Origin of the sequence: Streptomyces sp. NPDC004667, from assembly GCF_040609475.1 — a bacterium.
Lineage (GTDB): Bacteria > Actinomycetota > Actinomycetes > Streptomycetales > Streptomycetaceae > Streptomyces.
The window spans coordinates 1-18,596 of the sequence record NZ_JBEXKC010000041.1; the positions used below are offsets into that span (position 1 = coordinate 1).

Sequence of the window (18,596 nt, forward strand, 5' to 3'; positions counted from 1 at the left end):
CCTTTGTACTCACCCTCGCGGGCTTTCCTCCGGGCTTTCGTTCTGTTCTTGCGTTTCCGACTCTATCAGACTCTTTCGTGTCCGATTTTCCTCGGTGCTTTCGAGGTTCTGCGCTTTCGCGCTTTCCCTTTCCGGCGGTTCCGACTCTATCAGATCCTTTCGGGCCTGACTCCCAGTCAGCGGGTTTTGCGTTCCGGGCTGTTGGGCCCTTCCGGCGAGTGAGACAGTAGCGGATTCCCTGCCCCCGAAGCCAATCGGCGGCTGCGTCCTGGAACGCGGATTCCTCATTCGCAAATACGCATGAAAACGAGACGACAGCATGCGTCGTTCGTTCGAATGTGTAGTGCGGGATGGCTGTCCGGGGACCGACCGGGGTCGGCGCTCACTTCGGACAACTCGAAGAACCTTACGGATCGGGCACAGGCGTGTCAACCCCCGGCTGACCTCCGGGAAACCTCCCGCGCTCCTCGCCGCTCCCGGGCTACGCTGCCTCCCATGACTACGCATGCGCTCATGCCCAGCCTTCGCTGGTGGGCCGCCTGACGGCGGCCGACCTTCCACGCGAGCACGCATGCGCTCACGGCCGCCGCTACGGCGGCCGTTTCTGTTTCTCCCTCCCGGGAGTGGCTCGGTCGCCCGTCGCGGTGGCTCCGACACCACACACAGGGAGAGCAGGACATGACGAGGATCTTCAGCGGGGTCAAGCCGACGGGGCATCTGACGCTGGGGAACTACCTGGGCGCCGTACGCCAGTGGGTCGCCGCGGACCACGAGCCCGACGACGCGCTGTTCTGCGTGGTCGACCTGCACGCGCTGACCGTCGAACACGATCCGGCGCGCGTGCGGCGGCTCAGCCGGCAGGCCGCGACGCTACTGCTCGCCGCCGGCCTGGATCCCGCGCGGTGCACGCTCTTCGTGCAGAGCCACGTCGACGAGCACACCCGGCTGGCCTACCTGCTGGAGTGCACCGCCACCGACGGGGAGCTGCGGCGGATGATCCAGTACCGGGAGAAGACGGCCAGGGCCCGGGAGTCGGGGGAAGGGGTGCGGCTGTCGTTGCTCACCTATCCCGTGCTGATGGCCGCCGACATCCTGGCGTACCGGGCGGACGACGTGCCGGTGGGTGAGGACCAGCGGCAGCACGTGGAGCTGACGCGGGACCTGGCGGTGCGGTTCAACCAGCGGTACGGGCCGGTCTTCACCGTGCCGAGGGCGACGCTGCCGACGGTGGCCGCGCGGGTCATGGACCTCCAGGACCCGACGTCCAAGATGGGGAAGTCGCACGAGAACGGCGCCGGGATCGTGTACCTGCTCGACGAGCCGGAGGTGGTGCGCAGGAAGGTGATGCGTGCCGTGACGGACAGCGGGGAGGGCGGGGTGGTCTACGACCGGGCCGCGCGGCCGGGGGTGGCGAACCTGCTGGACGTCCTCGCGGCCTGTACGGGCGGGGAGCCCGAGGAGCTCGCGCGGGGGTACGAGCAGTACGGGCCGCTGAAGCGGGACGTCGCCGACGCGGTGGTGGAGCTGCTGCGGCCGCTTCGGGAGCGGCACGCCGAGCTGGCGGCGGACCCCGGGGAGGTGGAGCGGGTGCTGCGGGCCGGGGCCGGGCGGGCCCGGGCCCTGGCGCGGCCGGTGGTGGACCGGGCGTACGAGGCGATCGGGCTGCTGGCGCCCTAGGCCTCGTCCTCGTACGCCCGTGGCGGCGGTCCGGTCAGTTGGCTCCGGAGGCGAGTTCGCGGCTGCGGTCGCGGGCTGCCTCCAGGGCCGCGATCAGGGCCGCGCGGACGCCGTGCTTCTCCAGTTCGACGATGGCGTTGATGGTCGTGCCGGCCGGGGAGGTGACGGCCTCGCGGAGCTTGACCGGGTGCTCGCCGCTGTCGCGGAGCATGACGGCGGCGCCGATGGCGGCCTGGACGATGAGGTCGTGGGCCTGGGCGCGGGGCAGTCCGAGGAGGATGCCGGCGTCGGTCATGGCCTCGACCAGGAAGTAGAAGTAGGCGGGGCCGGAGCCGGAGAGGGCGGTGGCCGCGTCCTGCTGGGACTCGGGGACGCGCAGGGTCTTGCCGACGCCGCCGAAGATCTCCTCGGTGTGGGCGAGGTGGGCGGCGGTGGCGTGGCTGCCGGCCGAGATGACGGACATGGCCTCGTCGACGAGGGCGGGGGTGTTCGTCATGACGCGGACGACGGGGGTGCCGGGGGCGAGCCGCTCCTCGAAGAAGGAGGTCGGGATGCCGGCGGCGCCGCTGATGACCAGGCGGTCGGAGGGGACGTGCGGGGCGAGCTCTTCGAGGAGCTTGCCCATGTCCTGCGGCTTCACGGTGAGGATGAGGGTGTCGGCGCGCTTGGCGGCCTCGGCGTTGGTGACGGCCTCGACGCCGTAGCGGGTGCGGAGCTCCTCCGCGCGTTCGGGGCGGCGGGCGGTGACGAGGAGTTTCGCGGCGGGCCGGCCGCCGCGGATCATCCCGCTGAGCAGGGCCTCGCCGATCTTGCCGGTACCGAGGACTGCGACTGTCTGGGTCATGCCCGATTCACCTCGCCGAACGAACGTAAGGGCGTACGCGCTCATCCTTGCACCCGGGTGCGGGGTGGGGCCGGGTGTGTCCGGTCCGTGGGCGGTCTACGGGGTGCGGCGGCGCAGGGTGGCGGCGCCGAGGGCCAGGACGAGGAGGGCGCAGGCGGCGACGACGACGGTGTCGCGGACGAAGTCGGCCGTCATGTCGGTGTGGGTGAGGACCTGGGTCATGCCGTCGACGGCGTAGGACATGGGCAGGACGTCGGAGATGGCCGAGAGGACGGGCTGCATGGTGTCGCGGGCGGCGAAGAGTCCGCACAGGAGCAGCTGCGGGAAGATCACGGCCGGCATGAACTGGACGGCCTGGAACTCGGACGCGGCGAAGGCGGAGACGAAGAGGCCGAGGGCGGTGCCGAGGAGGGCGTCGAGGAGGGCGACGAGCAGGAGCAGCCAGGGGGAGCCGACGACGTCGAGGCCGAGTAGCCAGAGGGCGAGGCCGGTGGCGAGGAGCGACTGGACGACGGCGACGGCGCCGAAGGCGAGGGCGTAGCCGGCGATGAGGTCGCCCTTGCCCAGCGGCATGGCGAGGAGGCGTTCGAGGGTGCCGGAGGTGCGTTCCCGCAGGGTGGCGATGGAGGTGACGAGGAACATCGTGATGAGGGGGAAGATCCCGAGGAGGGACGCGCCGATGCTGTCGAAGGTGCGCGGGCTGCCGTCGAAGACGTAGCGGAGCAGGGTCAGCATCAGGACGGGGACCAGCAGCATCAGGGCGATGGAGCGCGGGTCGTGGCGGAGCTGGCGCAGGACGCGGGCGGCGGTGGCGGTGGTGCGGGCGACGTTCATCGGGTCTGCTCCGGGAGGGCGGTGACGTGGGCGGGGGCGGCGGCCGCGGCGTTGGCTTCGTCGACGAGGCGCAGGAAGCCCTCCTCGACGGTGGTGGCGTGGGTGCGGGTGCGCAGGGCGTCGGGGGTGTCCTGGGCGAGGATGCGGCCCTCGCGCATGAGGAGGAGGTCGTGGCAGCGCTCGGCCTCGTCCATGACGTGGGAGGAGACGAGGATCGTGGCGCCGCGGGTGGCGGTGATGTCGTGGAAGAGGTTCCACAGGTCGCGGCGCAGGACGGGGTCGAGGCCGACGGTGGGTTCGTCGAGGACGAGCAGTTCGGGGGCGCCGAGCAGGGCGACGGCGAGGGAGACCCGGCTGCGCTGGCCGCCGGAGAGGTTGCCGGCGAGGGCGTCGGCGCGGGTGGTGAGGTCGACGTCGGTGATGGCGCGGGTGACGGCTTCGCGGCGGCGGTCGGCGGCGGCGCGGCCGGGGTCGAGGACGGCGGCGAAGTAGTCGAGGTTCTGCCGGACGGTGAGGTCGTCGTAGACGGAGGGGGCCTGGGTGACGTAGCCGATGCGGGAGCGGAGCGCGGGGTGGCCGGCGGGGCGGCCGAGGACGTCGAGGGTGCCGGTGACGTGGGCCTGGGTGCCGACGACGGCGCGCATGAGGGTGGATTTGCCGCAGCCGGAGGGGCCGAGGAGGCCGGTGATGCGGCCGCGGGGGACCTCGAAGGCGAGGTCGTCGAGGACGGTGCGCGGGGTGCGGCCGGTGCCGCGGCGGACGGTGAGGCCGTGGGCGTGGACGGCGGGGGTGTGGACGGCGGGGGGTGCGGTGGACGGCGGCGCCTCGGGCCCGTTATTCATCATGTGATGAATAATGCTCCTGGCGGTGCCGGTCGTCAATCCGCGGACGCGCCCGGGTTACTTCTTGCGCTTGGGGCGGCGGGCGGCCGGGTTGCCGGTACGGGTGCTGCGGCGGCGGGCGTACTCGGCCTGGGCCCGCTCGTACTCGGCGCGGCGGAGCTTCTCGCCGGGGGCTTCGACGAGGCAGCGCAGGAAGTACGCGATGAGGGAGCCGATGAAACCGATCGCCTTCAGGCCCTTGAGGGCGGCCTCGTCGGAGGACGGGGCGGGGCGGCGGCCGAAGGACTCCCAGGTCTTGACGAAGGCGATGGAACTGGCGATCGCGAAGAGCACGACCACGGAGATGCTGAGGAACGGACCGACGTTGCCGATCTCCAGGCCCTCGTAGGCGAAGCGCAGGAGGTACGCGGAGGCGAAGGCGCCGAGCAGCGAACCGGCCGCGACGGCGACGCGGCGCAGGACGTAGCCGTTGTCGTGCTCCACCCAGGTGGTGCCGAAGAACTTGATCGGCTCGGGCTGCGGCCCGGGGGCCGGCCCGTCCGTGCCCGCTTCCCGGCCGTGGGTCTGGTCTCGTCGGTCGTCGTCGCTCACAGCAGCGATTATCCCCCGGCGGGGTGCGGGCGCCCGAGGCGTCTCGCGTGGCGGAACGGGTGACCCCGTCCCGTCCGGGCGGTCGCCGGGACGGCGGCACCAACGGGGGCTGGCCCCACCCCCGATGGGCCGGACAGCCGGATGGCCTCAGGGATCCGGTGTCGGCGACGGTGGGGTGGTCCGAGCAGACCGCCCACAGACAAGGCACCATCGTGCGCATCGTCACGGCCACCGCCGTCGCCCTGGCCCTCACCCTCGGGGCCGCGCCGGCCGCCACCGCCCGGCAGCCGGCCACCGACGGGATCTGGCGCACGGACGGCTACGGCACCGTGCTGTCCATCCGCGACGGAACCTTCCAGGAGTACCAGACCACCGCCGTCAGCTGTCTCGCGGGCGCCTCCGCACGCCGGACCGGCCCCGATGCCTACACCAGGACCGACGGCACCGTCCTGACGGTGCGCACCCGGGGAGACGGCGGGTCCGTGCGGGCGGACGGCGACGTCGGCGAGCGGAACCTGCGCAGGATCGCGGAGCTGCCCGCCGCCTGCAGGAGGCAGGCCCCCCGGGATTCGGTCGCCGCCTTCGACGTCTTCTGGCAGTCCTTCGAGGAGAACTACCCCTTCTTCGCCGCCAAGGGCGTCGACTGGCACGCCGTGCGCGACCGGTACCGGCCCCGGGTGCACGCGGACACTCCCCCGGACGAGCTCTTCGCCGTCTTCAGCGAGATGGTCGGGCCGCTCCACGACGCCCACGTCGCCGTCCAGGACGGCGACCGGATCTTCGCGCGGGGGCGCCCCGGCACCGTCCAGCCCGACGGCACGCTGGACGCCAGGGTGAAGGAGTTCGTCGTGGAGCGCGACCTCAAGGGCGCCCGGAACATCCGGGACTTCGCCAACGGGCGGATCACCCACGCCGACCTCCCCGGCGGGCAGGGCTACCTGCGGATCTCCGGCTTCACCGGGTACGCGGCGCCCGGGGCCCCGTACAGCGCCCAGCTGGCCGAGCTCGACCGGGCGCTGGACACGGCCCTCGGGCGCGATGGCGGCCGGCAGCCGAAGGGCCTGGTCATCGACCTGCGGATCAACGGCGGCGGCTCCGACGCCCTGGCCCTCCACCTGGCCGGGCGGCTCACCGACAGCCCCTACCTCGCCTACTCCAAGCGGGCCCGCAACGACCCCGCCGACGCCACCCGGCACACCCGCCCCCAGCCCGTGTACGTCACGCCCGCCCGGGGCCCCCGCTACACCGGGCCGGTCGCCGTGCTGACCGGCGGATCGACCGTCAGCGCGGGGGAGACCTTCACCCAGGCCCTCATGGACCGGCCGGGCCGGACGGTCCGCGTCGGGCAGCCCACGCAGGGCGTCTTCTCGGACTTCATGGTGCGCGCCCTCCCCAACGGCATGGCCGCCTGGATGCCGAACGAGGAGTACCTGACCCGGTCGGGAACGACCTTCGACGGCACGGGCGTCGCGCCGCACCTCACCGAGCCGGTCTTCACCGACGAGGAGTTCGCCGCCGGGAGGGACTCCGCCTTCGACCGGGCCGTGGACGTCCTGCGGGAGCGGACCGCCCGCTAGGCAGTCCCCTTCCGGACGGCAGCGCGCCGGCCGGGACCCTCGTGCGAGGGTCCCGGCCGGCGCACGTCGTTCCCGGTTCCGCCGCGCTCAGTCGCAGCGGCCGGCGACGTAGCCGTCGGTGCCGGTCTTCACGTAGGCGTCCGAGACGAACTTCCCGTTGCCGATGCAGTCCCAGATGTCCGTCGTGCCGTACGGGCCCGAGACCGTGGTCCCCGGGCACTGGCAGCGGATCGAGACGCTCGCGCCGAGCGGCAGGGTGTCGATGATCGCGTAGCCGGTACCGGGACCGCTGCGGACGTTGACCCGGTACCCCGGCGCGACCTGGAACATCGGCAGGCCGGCGGTGGCCGCGAGGCCCTCGGCTTGGCTTGATTCGTTCTCGACTGACATAAGACTCTCCCCCCATGGGTGTTGCGCTGCGCAACGCGCGCAGGGTAGCAAGCCCTTGGATGCTCGCATGTGCCATCGACTAGGCTCCGACGGGGGTGGTGAGCGGTGCATTCGCTGCGGGCGGACTACGCGGGGTTTCCGGAGTACGCCGGGCAGTACCGGCTCGAATCCGTGCTCGGCTCCGGTGGCATGGGCGTCGTCCACCTGGCCGCCTCCAGCTCCGGGCTGAAACTCGCCGTCAAGGTCGTGCACGCCCAGCACGCGGTGGATCCGGAGTTCCGGGCGCGCTTCCGGCAGGAGGTCGCCGCCGCCCGGCGGGTGAGCGGGGCGTTCACCGCGCCCGTCGTGGACGCCGATCCGGACGCGGAACGGCCGTGGATGGCCACCCTGTTCATCGACGCCCCGACGCTTTCCGAGCGGGTACGGGAACGCGTGCTGGACCCGCCGGAGCTGGCCCGGCTCGCCGCCGGGCTGGCGGAGGCGCTGCGGGACATCCACCGGGCCGGGGTCGTGCACCGGGACCTGAAGCCCAGCAACGTGCTGATGGCCCCGGACGGGGTGCGGGTCATCGACTTCGGCATCTCGCGCCCGGCCGACAGCGACCTGCGCACCGAGACCGGCAAGCTGATCGGGACGCCGCCGTTCATGGCGCCGGAGCAGTTCCAGCGGCCCCGGGAGGTCGGGACCGCGGCGGACGTGTTCGCGCTGGGGGCGGTGCTCGTGCACGCGGCGACGGGGCGGGGGCCGTTCGACTCCGACAGCCACTACCTGGTGGCGTACCAGGTGGTGCACAGCGAGCCGGACCTGACGGGACTCCCGGCCCGGCTCGTACCGATCGTGGCCCGGTGCCTGGCGAAGGATCCGGCGGACCGGCCGACCGCGGACGCGCTGATCGCCGAGATCCGGACGGTGACGGGCCGGACGGGGGAGGACACCCAGGCCTTCATACCGCACCCCCGTCGGCCCGTCGTCGAGGAGGAGATCACGCACCGGCGGGACCGGCCCGCCGTGGACGGTGTCGGCCCGGCGGAGCCCGTCGACCCGGCGGCCGCGCCGCGCGGGCGCGCGGGACGCCGGAGGGCGGTCGCGGCGGGGGCCCTCGGGCTGCTGCTCGCCGCCGTGGCCGCCGGCGGGTACCTGTGGTCCGGCGCGGGGGAGCCCGGGCCGGGCGCACCGCGGGACTCCGGGGCGTCCGCCGCGGCGGGGCACCCCGTGGTGTCCCCGTGGTCGGTCCCGCTGGGCGGGCACACCGCGTCCTGTTCGGCCGAGGCCGCCGGGCTGTACTGCTCGGGCCGCGGGCTGGCGGCGGCCCGGCTCGACGCCGCGAACGGTTCGACGACGTGGGCCGTCCGCACGAACGCCCCCGACCAGCCGGGTGCCACCACGATGACCCCGCTGTTCGCGGGCGGGACGCTGCTGGCGGCGGCGCCCGGCGGCGAGGTCCTCCAGGCCCTGGACGCGGGTACGGGTGCGGAGCGCTGGCGGCAGAAGCTGCCTCCGGGCGGCCGCGTGGTGGCCGCCGGTCCGCACGTCCTGCTGGTGACGCCGAACGGGGGCGTCACCGCCTTCGACGCCGCGTCGGGCACCGAGCGCTGGAACCGGCGGGGCGAGCCGGGATCCGGGTGGTGGGGTGCCCGGGGTCAGAAGGGCGAGCCGGTGTTCTACGTGTCGACGGCCGATCCGTCCGGCAAGTCCACCCAGGTCTCCGAAGTCGACGCGGCGAGCGGCGAGGTGCGCTGGCAGGTGCGGGCGGTGGGCCGGCTGCAGCCGTTCGGCACGGCACGCGGTGCGCTCTGCCTGCTGGACAACGATCCGACGACCCACGCGGGCGCCGTCGTCCGGATCGACCTGGCGACGCGCTCGGTCCACCGGGTCCAGCTGTCGGCCCCGCTGTACGACGCTCAGGCGACGGTGGAGCCGAACGGAACGGTGTACGCCTTCGGTACGCAGGGCGCGGTCGTGGCGGTCGACACGAACAAGGAGCTGTGGCGGCTGGAGACCGGCGCGGCGAGCGCCTCCGGTCCCGCGTTCCTCGACGGGCGGGTGTACCTGACCGCGTCGGACGGCCGTCTGCTGGCCGTCGACGCGGCGGCGGGGCGGCTGCTGGGACAGACCAGGGCCCGCATGGCCACCGGCCAGGCCACGGTGAGCGCCGCCGTGCCCGCTCCCGTGTTCTCCGGCGGCCGGGTCTACGCCTCCGCCCCCGACGGGACCGTCTTCGCCGTGGACGCGAGGAACCCTGCGGGGTGGTGAGCCACGGCCGTCGGGCGGAGCCCGGCGCAGCGCCGCGAAGCCCGGGAGGCGCCCCGGCGCCGAACGGCGCGAGCGGCGCGTCGGGAAGGAGACGCGAGGAACCCCGCCGGGTGGTGAGCCGCCCGGCGGGGCTGCGAAGGCCGGTGGGTCAGCCCAGGCGGGTGACGTCGCGGACCGCGCCCTTGTCGGCGCTGGTGGCCATCGCCGCGTAGGCGCGCAGGGCCGCGGAGACCTTGCGCTCGCGGTCCTTGGGGGCGTAGACGCCGCCGAGGGCCTCGTGGCGGGCAGCCAGCACCTCGTCGGAGACCAGGAGCTCGATGGAGCGGTTCGGGATGTCGATGCGGATGCGGTCGCCGTCCTCGACGACGGCGATGTTGCCGCCCGAGGCCGCCTCCGGGGAGGCGTGGCCGATGGACAGGCCCGAGGTGCCGCCGGAGAAGCGGCCGTCCGTCACCAGGGCGCAGACCTTGCCGAGGCCGCGGCCCTTGAGGAAGGAGGTCGGGTAGAGCATCTCCTGCATGCCGGGGCCGCCGCGCGGGCCCTCGTAGCGGATGACGACGACGTCGCCCGGCGCGATCTGCTTGCTGAGGATCTTCTCGACGGCCTCGTCCTGCGATTCGCAGACCACGGCCGGGCCCTCGAAGGTCCAGATCGACTCGTCGACGCCGGCCGTCTTGACCACGCAGCCGTCGGCCGCGATGTTGCCGCGCAGGACGGCGAGGCCGCCGTCCTTGGAGTACGCGTGCTGCACGGAGCGGATGCAGCCGCCCTCGGCGTCGAGGTCGAGGGTCTCCCAGCGCTCGGACTGGGAGAAGGCGGTCGCGGAGCGCTTGCAGCCGGGGGCCGCGTGCCACAGCTCCATCGCCACCTCGGAGGCGGTGCCGGAGCGGGCGTCCCACTGCGCGAGCCAGTCCTCCAGGTTGTCCGAGTGGACGGTGTTGACGTCCTTGTTGAGGAGCCCGCCGCGGTGCAGTTCGCCGAGGATGGCGGGGATGCCGCCGGCGCGGTGGATGTCCTCCATGTAGTACGTGCCGCCGGGCGCCACGTTGGGGGCGACCTTGGACAGGCACGGGACGCGGCGCGAGACGGCGTCGATGTCGGTGAGGTCGTAGTCCAGGCCGGCCTCCTGGGCGGCGGCGAGGAGGTGGAGGATCGTGTTCGTGGAGCCGCCCATGGCGATGTCGAGGGCCATGGCGTTCTCGAAGGCCTCGCGGCTGGCGATGTTGCGCGGGAGGACGGACTCGTCGCCGCCCTCGTAGTAGCGCTTGGTGATCTCCACGACCGTGCGGCCGGCGTCCTCGTACAGGGCGCGGCGGGCGGTGTGCGTGGCGAGGACCGAGCCGTTGCCGGGGAGGGCGAGGCCGATGGCCTCGGCGAGGCAGTTCATCGAGTTGGCGGTGAACATGCCCGAACACGAGCCGCAGGTCGGGCAGGCGTTCTCCTCGATGCGCAGGACGTCCTCGTCGGAGACGTTCTCGTTGGAGGCGTCGACCATGGCGTCGATCAGGTCGAGCTTGCGGACGGTGCCGTCGACGAGGGTGGCCTGGCCGGCCTCCATCGGGCCGCCGGAGACGAAGACGACCGGGATGTTCAGGCGCAGGGCCGCCATCAGCATGCCGGGGGTGATCTTGTCGCAGTTGGAGATGCAGATCAGCGCGTCGGCGCAGTGCGCCTCGACCATGTACTCGACCGAGTCCGCGATCAGGTCGCGGGAAGGCAGGGAGTACAGCATGCCGGCGTGGCCCATGGCGATGCCGTCGTCGACCGCGATCGTGTTGAACTCGCGCGGGATCGCGCCGGCGGCGCGGATCGCGTCCGAGACGATGCGGCCGACCGGGGCCAGGTGGGTGTGGCCGGGGACGAACTCGGTGAAGGAGTTGGCGACCGCGATGATCGGCTTGCCGATGTCCTCGCTCGCTACGCCCGACGCGCGCATCAGCGCACGAGCGCCTGCCATGTTGCGGCCGTGGGTGACGGTGCGGGACCTCAGCTCGGGCATGCGGTTTCACTCCCCATGAGTGCGGCTGTACGGTCAGCCGCGACTGTGGATATGGCTCGGTTACAAAGCTACGCCCACCGCCCGCGATCCGGACGCCTCGTCCGGATGCCGGGACGGCGGGCTCATTCCTCGGTCAGGTAGCGCTGGAGCGTGGGCGCCACGAGGGCGACGATCGCCTCCGGGTCGGCGGACGCGAGCGGCTCCACGCGGACCACGTAGCGCAGCAGCGCGATGCCGATCATGTGGGAGGCGGCCAGCTCGGCGCGCAGCGTCGGGTCCGGTACGTCGAGGTCGGCGGCGACCCGTTCCAGGACCCGGCGCAGGATCAGGCCGCGCAGCACCTTGGCCGCGGCCTCGTGGGTGAGGGCGGAGCGGATCACGGCGAGCAGGGGGGCGCGGGAGACCGGGTTCTCCCAGATGCCGAGGAAGTAGCGGGCCAGTCGTTCCCCGATGCCGTCGGGGCCGTCGCCGATGATCGCCGGGACGACCAGGGCGGGCTCCATGCTCACCTCGATGACGGCGGCGAAGAGGTCGTCCTTGCTCCCGAAGTAGTGGTGCACCAGTGCCGGGTCCACGCCGGCCACCTTGGCGACGCCGCGCACGGAGGTCTTGTCGTAGCCGCGCTCGGCGAACACCTCGCGCGCGGCGAGGCGGATCCGCTCCTGGGTACCGGGGCCGTCGTCGGTCTCGTCCTGGCGGGGGCGGCCGGGGCCGCGGCGGCGCCTGACGGGCCCGGCGGGCGGCTCCGCGGGCGGCTCGGGGTGCGCCGAAGGCTCCGACGGCTCCCTCATGGGCGGCGCACCGGCTTCGAGAGGTGCAGGCGGGTGAAGGCCAGCGCCTCGGCGAGGTCCGCCTCGCGCTCGGCGGAGGACATGGCGCGGCGGGTGTTCACCTCGATGACGACGTGCCCGTCGAAGGAGGTCCGGGCCAGGCCGGTGAGCAGCTCGGCGCAGGGCTGGGTGCCCCGGCCGGGGACCATGTGCTCGTCCTTGGCCGATCCGTTGCCGTCGGCGAGGTGGATGTGGGCGAGCCGGTCGCCCATCCGGTCGATCATGGCGGTGGCGTCCGTACGGGCGGTGGCGGTGTGCGAGAGGTCGACGGTGAAGTGCCGGTAGTCGTCCTTGGTGACGTCCCACTCGGGCGCGTAGGCGAGCATCTCGCGGTCGCGGTAGCGCCAGGGGTACATGTTCTCCACGGCGAAGCGGACGTCGGTCTCGTCGGCCATCCGCCAGATCCCGCTGACGAAGTCGCGGGAGTACTGCCGCTGCCAGCGGAAGGGCGGGTGCACGACGACCGTGCTCGCGCCCAGCTTCTCGGCCGCCGCGCGGGCGCGCTGGAGCTTGATCCAGGGGTCGGTGGACCACACGCGCTGGGTGATGAGCAGGCAGGGGGCGTGGACGGCCAGGATCGGCACCCCGTGATGGTCCGACAGCCGGCGCAGGGCGTCGACGTCCTGGCTGACCGGGTCCGTCCAGACCATGACCTCGACGCCGTCGTAGCCGAGGCGGGCGGCGATCTCGAAGGCGGTCGCCGTGGACTCCGGGTAGACGGAGGCGGTGGAGAGCGCGACTTTCGGGGTGGAGGTGGTCGGGATACGGACTGGTTCTGCCACGGGGACAGATTACGGGGCCCCCGCCCCGCCGGGGCGGCCCGGCCCCGGAAGCCGTCTCAATGCCGTCGCCAGACCAGCGTGTAGCGCCAGAACAGCCGGCGGCGCAGCCGGACGCCCGGCAGCAGCCGGGCGGCCTCGTGGGCGATCTCGGCGAAGGTCATGGACGCGGGCCGGGTCGGGGCGGTCATCGAGACCGGGCGGGGTGCCGTACGCCCCTTGTTCTTGATCCATCCCAGGGCGGCGTTCAGCGGGACGGCGACGGCGCCGAGGAGGTGGTCGCCGCGGGTGCTCGCCCGGTACGCGCCGACGACGACCAGGGTCCCGCCGGGCGCGAGCCGCTCGCGGAAGTGGCCGAGGGCCTCGGTGAACGGCAGGTGGTGGAGGACGGCCACGCACGTGACGACGTCGTACGTCCCTTCCTCCGCCAGCGCCTCCCCGACGGCGAAGGTCACCGGCGCCCCGGCGGGGGTGAGCTCCCGGGCCCGCGCGACGATCCGCGGATCGGCGTCGACCCCGTGCACGGCGGCGGCGCGCGCGGTCAGCGCCCTGGCCAGGTCGCCGCTGCCGGAGCCGACGTCCAGGGCTCGGGCGCGGCGGCGGGGCAGCTGCCGCAGGATCCACGGGTGGTAGTGGGCGTTGTGGTCCCAGGGGTGGGCGTCGTTGAACCGGCCGAGGGCCTCGATGACGCGGGGCGTCAGGATCGTGATCATCCGACGATGGTCGCCGGGGCTACGGCAGGTGGTCCAGCCTCCGCAGGATCACGCCCTCGCGCAGGGCCCACGGGCAGATCTCCAGTTCGTCCACGCCGAAGAGGTCCATCGCGGCCTCCGCCACCAGGGCCCCGGCCAGGAGCTGGTTGGCCCTGCCGTCCGAGACGCCGGGGAGGGCGGAGCGTTCGGCGGTGGTCATCGCGGCCAGGCGCGGGACCCACTCGCCCAGGGACTTGCGGGTCAGGTCGCGCTGCACGTACAGGCCGTCCGCCTCCCGGGCCGCGCCCGCGATGCGGGCGAGCTGCTTGAAGGTCTTCGAGGTGGCGACGACGTGGTCCGGGGCGCCGAAGCGGCTGAACTCGCCGACCGTGCGGGCGATGCTGGCCCGCACGTGCCGGCGCAGGGCCTTCACGTCCGCGGGGTCCGGCGGGTCGCCGGGGAGCCAGGCGGAGGTGAGGCGGCCGGCGCCGAGCGGGAGGGAGACGGCCGCGTCCGGCTCCTCGTCGATGCCGTACGCGATCTCCAGCGAGCCGCCGCCGATGTCCAGGACCAGCAGCTTGCCGGCCGACCAGCCGAACCACCGCCGGACCGCGAGGAAGGTCAGCCGGGCCTCGTCGTCGCCGCTGAGCACCGGGAGCTCCAGCCCGGTCTCGGCCTTCACGCGGGCGAGGACCTCGTCGGCGTTGGTGGCCTCGCGCACCGCGCTGGTCGCGAAGGGCAGCAGGTCCTCGCAGCCCTTGTCCTCGGCGGCCTGCACGGCCTCGCCGATCACCGAGACGAGGCGCTCTATGCCGTCCGCGCTGACGGCCCCGCGCTCGTCCAGGAGCTGTGCCAGGCGCAGTTGCACCTTGTGCGAGTGCGCGGGCAGCGGGCGCGCGCCGGGGTGCGCGTCCACCACCAGCAGATGGATCGTGTTCGAACCCACATCGAGGACACCGAGTCTCATGCGGGAAACGCTACTGGGCCGAACGCGGAGGAGCGGAGTAAGGGGCCCTTAGGCTGGGCTTTGTGCCAAATACGAAGAAGGCCAACAAGACCCGGTCGACGAAGGACAAGGGCAAGGAGCCGGACGAGAAGGGGCTCGACTTCCCGCGGGCCTGGGTGGAATTCCCCGACCCCGCCGATGACGAGCAGGTCTTCCGCTGCGACCTGACCTGGCTGACCTCCCGCTGGACCTGCATCTTCGGCAGTGGCTGCCAGGGGATCCAGGCCGGGCGGGCCGATGACGGCTGCTGCACCCTCGGGGCGCACTTCTCCGACGAGGACGACGAGAAGCGGGTCGCCGAGAACGTGGCGCGGCTCACACCCGAGCTGTGGCAGTTCCACGACGTCGGGAGCGAGTCCGGCTGGACGCAGCTCGACGACGACGGGGAGAAGCAGACCCGCCGCTGGGACGGGGCCTGCATCTTCCTGAACCGGCCCGGTTTCCCGGCCGGGGCGGGGTGCTCGCTGCACATCCTGGCCCTCAAGGGGGGCCAGGAGCCGCTGGAGACCAAGCCGGACGTGTGCTGGCAGCTGCCGATCCGCCGGACGTACGAGTGGATCGACCGCCCCGACGACACCCGGATCCTGCAGGTGTCGATCGGCGAGTACGACCGGCGCGGCTGGGGTCCGGGCGGTCACGACCTGCACTGGTGGTGCACGTCGGCGACCTCCGCGCACGGTGCCGGCGACCCGGTGTACGTCTCGTACCGGGCGGAGCTGACGGAGCTGATGGGCGAGCAGGGGTACGCGGAGCTGGTGAAGCTGTGCGAGGCGCGGCTGGCCTCGCTGCTGCCGATGGCGCCGCATCCCGCGGACCCGGTGCCCCCGGTGGACCGCGCCTGACGGTGTCAGGGCCCGGAGGGGGCCGGTCCGGGGGAAACCGTTCCTCCTGAGGACGGCTCCGGGGCCGGGGGGTCCGTCGGCGTGGGCGTCGGGGTGGGCGTCGGCGTGGGGGTCGGTGTCGGGGTCGGCGTGGGGGTGGGCGTCGGGGTCGGTGTCGGTGTGGGCTCCGGCGGGTCCGGGGTGGGGGCCGGGCGGCCCCGGCCCTGGACGACGATCATCGCGCCGGCCGGGTCCACCCCGACGCGGGCGCTCCAGGCGCCGACGGGCTGGGCCCCGGCGTCCACGGTGATCCGCAGGATGACCGATTCTCCGGGGGCGAGCGTGCCCGCCGTCCGGCTCGCCCGCAGCCAGGGCGCGTCCGACCAGAGCCGCCAGTCGACGGGGCCGCCGCCGGAGGCCGTGAGGGTGAGCAGGGTGGTGGAGCCCCGGGTGGTGGCGGCGACCGTGAGCCGGCCGGGGGCGCCGGGGATGTCCGCTCCGGGGGTGGCCGGCGCGCCGGTGCTGATCACCTCGACGGAGACGTCGGGGCCGGCGGCGCCGGGGGCGAAGCCGGGCTCGCCGGTGGTGCGCGCGGTGTTGCCGGCGTTCTCGTATGCGGTCAGGGGGCGCCCCTCGGCCGCGTACGGGGGCGGGATCTGCGATTCACCGGCGGAGATGCGGATGCCGTCGGCGCCGACGGGTTCGCCGGTGACGGGGGCGCCCCGGTACGCCGCCCACAGGGCGAGCACGGGAGCGGCGACGACGGTGGCGACGACGGTGGTGGTCACGGCCCGCGCCCGCAGCCGGTCGCGGCGGGCCGCACGGTCCTTGGGGTGCAGGGGGAAACCGGTCCGGTCGAAGCGCGGTCCCGGCCGCCCGCCCCGGCGCCGGCCCGCGTGGAGCATCGCGGCGTGCACGGCGGGGCGGGGGGCCGGGACCAGCGGGAGCGCGGCGTGGACGCCGCCGGTGCCGGGCCAGGGCGCGCCGGCGCCGACGCGTTCGGCGGCGCGGCGGCAGCGCGGGCAGTCGTCGACGTGGCGGACGAGTTCGGCGCGCAGGGTGCTCGACAGCAGTACGTCGCCGGGGGTGCCGTCGCCCCGGTCGCCGGTGAGGCGGGCCACGGCCGGACAGTTGCCGCTCTCCACGACGGCGAGCGCGGCGCGGGTGCGCTCCACCTCACAGGCGGCGCCGGACAGCAGCTCGCGCGCGGCGGCGGCGGGGGTGCCGAGGACGGCGGCGAGTTCACCGACGCCGAGCCGGTGGCGGACGGCGAGTTCGAGGGCCTCGCGCTGCTCGGGGGTGGTGCCGGCGGCCTCGGGCCAGGCGAGCCGGGCCAGCTCGGTACGGCGGTGGGCGCTGACGTCGGACCCGGGGCGCTCCCCCGGAGCATGCCCGGCGTTCGTGTGCTCCGGCGCACGCCGGGCGGAATGCGCCCCCTGGCGCGCGCTCCGCCGCTCGGCCAGCCGGCTCAGGCAGCCCCAGCGGGCCAGGGCGTACAGCCAGGCGCGGCGCCCGCCCTCGTCGGGACACCGGCCGGGATGGCGTTCGGCGACGGCGAGGACGTCACCGAGCACCTCGGTGGCGGTGTCGTGGTCGCAGAGGACGGAGAGGCAGTAGGTGAACAGTCCGTCCAGGTAGGGCTCGTGCCGGGAGGGCGGGGGCTGTTCGTCCGGGACCGCCGGGCGGTCGGGGTGCACCGGGGCCGCCGGGGCCGCCGAGCGCGTGCGCCCGTGCGCCCGGTGTGCGCCGGTGCGCGATGCGGGGTCTCCCTGGTTGCTGCTGTTCACTCGGCGACCGTAGGCGGCGCGCCGGTGATGCCCCGGAAGCCTTCAGCAGTTTTAGCCCTTACGGGTGAACAGATCCGTACCCCGCTGACAGCGGCCCTGACGCCCGCACGGCCGGGGCTGTCGGTGGCTGCGGTTACCGTGGGCCGCATGGCTGCTGCCCGTACCTCCCGCTCGTCCGCCAAGGACCGGCCCTCCTACCGTTGCTCCGAGTGCGGCTGGACGACCGCGAAATGGCTCGGCCGCTGCCCCGAATGCCAGGCGTGGGGCACCGTCGAGGAGATGGGCGGGGCGCCCGCCGTACGGACCACCGCGGCCGGCCGCGTCTCCGCGCCCGCCCTGCCCATCGCCCAGGTCGACGGCCGTACCGCGACCGCGCGCAGCACCGGCGTCGACGAACTGGACCGCGTCCTGGGCGGCGGGCTGGTCCCGGGCGCCGTCGTCCTGCTCGCCGGCGAGCCCGGCGTCGGCAAGTCGACCCTGCTGCTCGACGTCGCGGCGAAGGCGGCCACCGACGACCACCGCACCCTCTACGTCACGGGCGAGGAGTCCGCGAGCCAGGTCCGGCTGCGCGCCGACCGGATCAACGCCCTCAACGACCACCTCTTCCTCGCCGCCGAGACCGACCTGTCCGCCGTACTGGGCCACCTCGACGCGGTGAAGCCCTCCCTGCTGGTCCTGGACTCCGTACAGACCATCGCCTCCCCCGAGATCGACGGCGCGCCCGGCGGCATGGCCCAGGTCCGGGAGGTGGCCGGCGCGCTGATCCGCGCGTCCAAGGAGCGGGGCATGGCCACCCTCCTGGTCGGCCACGTCACCAAGGACGGGGCGATCGCCGGTCCCCGCCTGCTGGAGCACCTCGTGGACGTGGTCCTCAGCTTCGAGGGCGACCGGCACGCGCGGCTGCGCCTGGTGCGCGGTGTGAAGAACCGCTACGGCGCCACCGACGAGGTCGGCTGCTTCGAGCTCCACGACGAGGGCATCACCGGGCTCGCCGACCCCAGCGGGCTGTTCCTGACCCGGCGGGCCGAGGCGGTGCCGGGCACCTGCCTGACCGTGACCCTGGAGGGCAAGCGCCCGCTGGTCGCCGAGGTGCAGGCGCTCACCGTCGACTCGCAGATCCCCTCCCCGCGCCGGACCACCTCCGGGCTGGAGACCTCGCGGGTCTCGATGATGCTGGCGGTGCTGGAGCAGCGCGGGCGGATCACCGCGCTCGGCAAGCGGGACATCTACAGCGCGACCGTGGGCGGCGTGAAGCTCACCGAACCGGCCGCCGACCTCGCGATCGCGCTCGCGCTGGCCTCGGCCGCCAGTGACGTGCCGCTGCCGAAGAACCTCGTCGCCATCGGGGAGGTCGGGCTCGCCGGTGAGGTGAGGCGGGTGACGGGTGTGCAGCGGCGGCTGTCCGAGGCGCACCGGCTGGGCTTCACGCACGCGTTGGTGCCGGCGGATCCGGGGAAGGTTCCCGCGGGGATGAAGGTGACCGAGGTCGCGGACGTGGGCGACGCGCTGCGGGTGCTGCCGCGCGGCCGCTCCCGTACCCCGGCGAAGGAGCGCGGCGCAGCGGAATAACAGCCTCCGCACGCGGGCCGGCCCGGACCTCCCGCGGGCCGTCCCGGGCCAGGTCAGCGGACCCGCGCGGGCCCGCGTACGGACCCCCGTCGCGGCGATGCGCGC

The 18,596-nt window shown here is 73.9% G+C and carries 16 protein-coding genes; 5 read left to right on the top strand and 11 right to left on the bottom strand.

What is annotated here, in order from left to right:
* The first annotated feature begins 678 nt into the window (after window positions 1-678).
* A complete protein-coding gene (gene trpS, locus ABZW32_RS22540; protein ID WP_356218430.1) occupies window positions 679-1,677 on the top strand; it encodes a tryptophan--tRNA ligase in 999 nt (332 codons plus the stop codon).
* A gap of 34 nt (window positions 1,678-1,711) precedes the next feature.
* Here the strand turns inward: trpS and proC are convergent, their stop codons facing one another.
* The 4 genes from proC to ABZW32_RS22560 form a co-directional block, all read right to left on the bottom strand.
* Window positions 1,712-2,521, bottom strand: coding sequence for a pyrroline-5-carboxylate reductase (gene proC, locus ABZW32_RS22545; RefSeq protein ID WP_356218432.1), 810 nt, complete (start codon window positions 2,519-2,521; stop codon window positions 1,712-1,714).
* Between the two features lie 96 nt (window positions 2,522-2,617).
* Window positions 2,618-3,355 carry an ABC transporter permease gene (locus ABZW32_RS22550; protein WP_356218434.1) on the bottom strand — a complete coding sequence of 246 codons (738 nt, stop codon included), beginning with the start codon at window positions 3,353-3,355 and terminating at the stop codon, window positions 2,618-2,620.
* A complete protein-coding gene (locus ABZW32_RS22555) occupies window positions 3,352-4,200 on the bottom strand; it encodes an ABC transporter ATP-binding protein (protein WP_356218436.1) in 849 nt (282 codons plus the stop codon). Before ABZW32_RS22555 ends, ABZW32_RS22550 begins: the two co-directional genes overlap by 4 nt.
* Window positions 4,201-4,254: 54 nt before the next feature.
* A complete protein-coding gene (locus ABZW32_RS22560; protein ID WP_356218438.1) occupies window positions 4,255-4,788 on the bottom strand; it encodes a hypothetical protein in 534 nt (177 codons plus the stop codon).
* Window positions 4,789-5,000: 212 nt separating this feature from the next.
* Here ABZW32_RS22560 and ABZW32_RS22565 point away from each other — a divergent pair, with 212 nt between their 5' ends.
* Window positions 5,001-6,365 (top strand): S41 family peptidase, encoded by a 1,365-nt coding sequence (locus tag ABZW32_RS22565; protein ID WP_356218440.1) that lies wholly within the window; start codon window positions 5,001-5,003, stop codon window positions 6,363-6,365.
* An 87-nt stretch (window positions 6,366-6,452) separates the two neighbouring features.
* On the opposite strand, the gene ABZW32_RS22570 is transcribed toward ABZW32_RS22565, so the two are convergent.
* Window positions 6,453-6,755: a peptidase gene (locus ABZW32_RS22570; RefSeq protein WP_356218442.1), complete on the bottom strand. Its 303-nt coding sequence runs from the start codon at window positions 6,753-6,755 to the stop codon at window positions 6,453-6,455.
* Between the two features lie 105 nt (window positions 6,756-6,860).
* Between ABZW32_RS22570 and ABZW32_RS22575 the strand changes: the two genes are divergently transcribed.
* A complete protein-coding gene (locus ABZW32_RS22575) occupies window positions 6,861-9,008 on the top strand; it encodes a serine/threonine-protein kinase (RefSeq protein ID WP_356218444.1) in 2,148 nt (715 codons plus the stop codon).
* Between the two features lie 148 nt (window positions 9,009-9,156).
* Here the strand turns inward: ABZW32_RS22575 and ilvD are convergent, their stop codons facing one another.
* The 5 genes from ilvD to ABZW32_RS22600 form a co-directional block, all read right to left on the bottom strand.
* Complete coding sequence (ilvD, locus tag ABZW32_RS22580) at window positions 9,157-11,007, bottom strand: dihydroxy-acid dehydratase (protein ID WP_356218446.1); 1,851 nt, start codon at window positions 11,005-11,007, stop codon at window positions 9,157-9,159.
* A 122-nt stretch (window positions 11,008-11,129) separates the two neighbouring features.
* Window positions 11,130-11,798 (bottom strand): TetR family transcriptional regulator, encoded by a 669-nt coding sequence (locus ABZW32_RS22585; RefSeq protein ID WP_356218448.1) that lies wholly within the window; start codon window positions 11,796-11,798, stop codon window positions 11,130-11,132.
* Window positions 11,795-12,619 (bottom strand): sugar phosphate isomerase/epimerase, encoded by an 825-nt coding sequence (locus ABZW32_RS22590; RefSeq protein WP_356218450.1) that lies wholly within the window; start codon window positions 12,617-12,619, stop codon window positions 11,795-11,797. Before ABZW32_RS22590 ends, ABZW32_RS22585 begins: the two co-directional genes overlap by 4 nt.
* 56 nt (window positions 12,620-12,675) lie before the next feature.
* The gene (locus ABZW32_RS22595) at window positions 12,676-13,326 is read right to left on the bottom strand and encodes a class I SAM-dependent methyltransferase (RefSeq protein ID WP_356218534.1); all 651 of its coding nucleotides are present in this window, start codon (window positions 13,324-13,326) and stop codon (window positions 12,676-12,678) included.
* 22 nt (window positions 13,327-13,348) lie between these two features.
* On the bottom strand, window positions 13,349-14,275 hold the full coding sequence (locus tag ABZW32_RS22600) for a Ppx/GppA phosphatase family protein (protein WP_356218452.1): 927 nt from the start codon (window positions 14,273-14,275) through the stop codon (window positions 13,349-13,351).
* A 62-nt stretch (window positions 14,276-14,337) separates the two neighbouring features.
* Here ABZW32_RS22600 and ABZW32_RS22605 point away from each other — a divergent pair, with 62 nt between their 5' ends.
* Window positions 14,338-15,156, top strand: coding sequence for a hypothetical protein (locus ABZW32_RS22605; protein WP_356218454.1), 819 nt, complete (start codon window positions 14,338-14,340; stop codon window positions 15,154-15,156).
* Window positions 15,157-15,161: 5 nt separating this feature from the next.
* On the opposite strand, the gene ABZW32_RS22610 is transcribed toward ABZW32_RS22605, so the two are convergent.
* On the bottom strand, window positions 15,162-16,922 hold the full coding sequence (locus ABZW32_RS22610; RefSeq protein WP_356218456.1) for a hypothetical protein: 1,761 nt from the start codon (window positions 16,920-16,922) through the stop codon (window positions 15,162-15,164).
* 147 nt (window positions 16,923-17,069) lie between these two features.
* Here ABZW32_RS22610 and radA point away from each other — a divergent pair, with 147 nt between their 5' ends.
* Window positions 17,070-18,491, top strand: a complete 1,422-nt coding sequence (radA, locus tag ABZW32_RS22615; protein WP_356218458.1) for a DNA repair protein RadA — start codon at window positions 17,070-17,072, stop codon at window positions 18,489-18,491.
* The last annotated feature ends 105 nt before the right edge of the window (window positions 18,492-18,596 follow it).

What these genes read in the sequence shown, in the direction of transcription:
- ABZW32_RS22555 (WP_356218436.1), bottom strand. Translation starts at nt 4,200, where the DNA reads ATGATGAATAACGGGCCCGAGGCGCCGCCGTCCACCGCACCCCCCGCC.
- trpS (WP_356218430.1), top strand. Translation starts at nt 679, where the DNA reads ATGACGAGGATCTTCAGCGGGGTCAAGCCGACGGGGCATCTGACGCTG.
- ABZW32_RS22600 (WP_356218452.1), bottom strand. Translation starts at nt 14,275, where the DNA reads ATGAGACTCGGTGTCCTCGATGTGGGTTCGAACACGATCCATCTGCTG.
- proC (WP_356218432.1), bottom strand. Translation starts at nt 2,521, where the DNA reads ATGACCCAGACAGTCGCAGTCCTCGGTACCGGCAAGATCGGCGAGGCC.
- ilvD (WP_356218446.1), bottom strand. Translation starts at nt 11,007, where the DNA reads ATGCCCGAGCTGAGGTCCCGCACCGTCACCCACGGCCGCAACATGGCA.
- radA (WP_356218458.1), top strand. Translation starts at nt 17,070, where the DNA reads ATGGCTGCTGCCCGTACCTCCCGCTCGTCCGCCAAGGACCGGCCCTCC.
- ABZW32_RS22570 (WP_356218442.1), bottom strand. Translation starts at nt 6,755, where the DNA reads ATGTCAGTCGAGAACGAATCAAGCCAAGCCGAGGGCCTCGCGGCCACC.
- ABZW32_RS22585 (WP_356218448.1), bottom strand. Translation starts at nt 11,798, where the DNA reads ATGAGGGAGCCGTCGGAGCCTTCGGCGCACCCCGAGCCGCCCGCGGAG.
- ABZW32_RS22550 (WP_356218434.1), bottom strand. Translation starts at nt 3,355, where the DNA reads ATGAACGTCGCCCGCACCACCGCCACCGCCGCCCGCGTCCTGCGCCAG.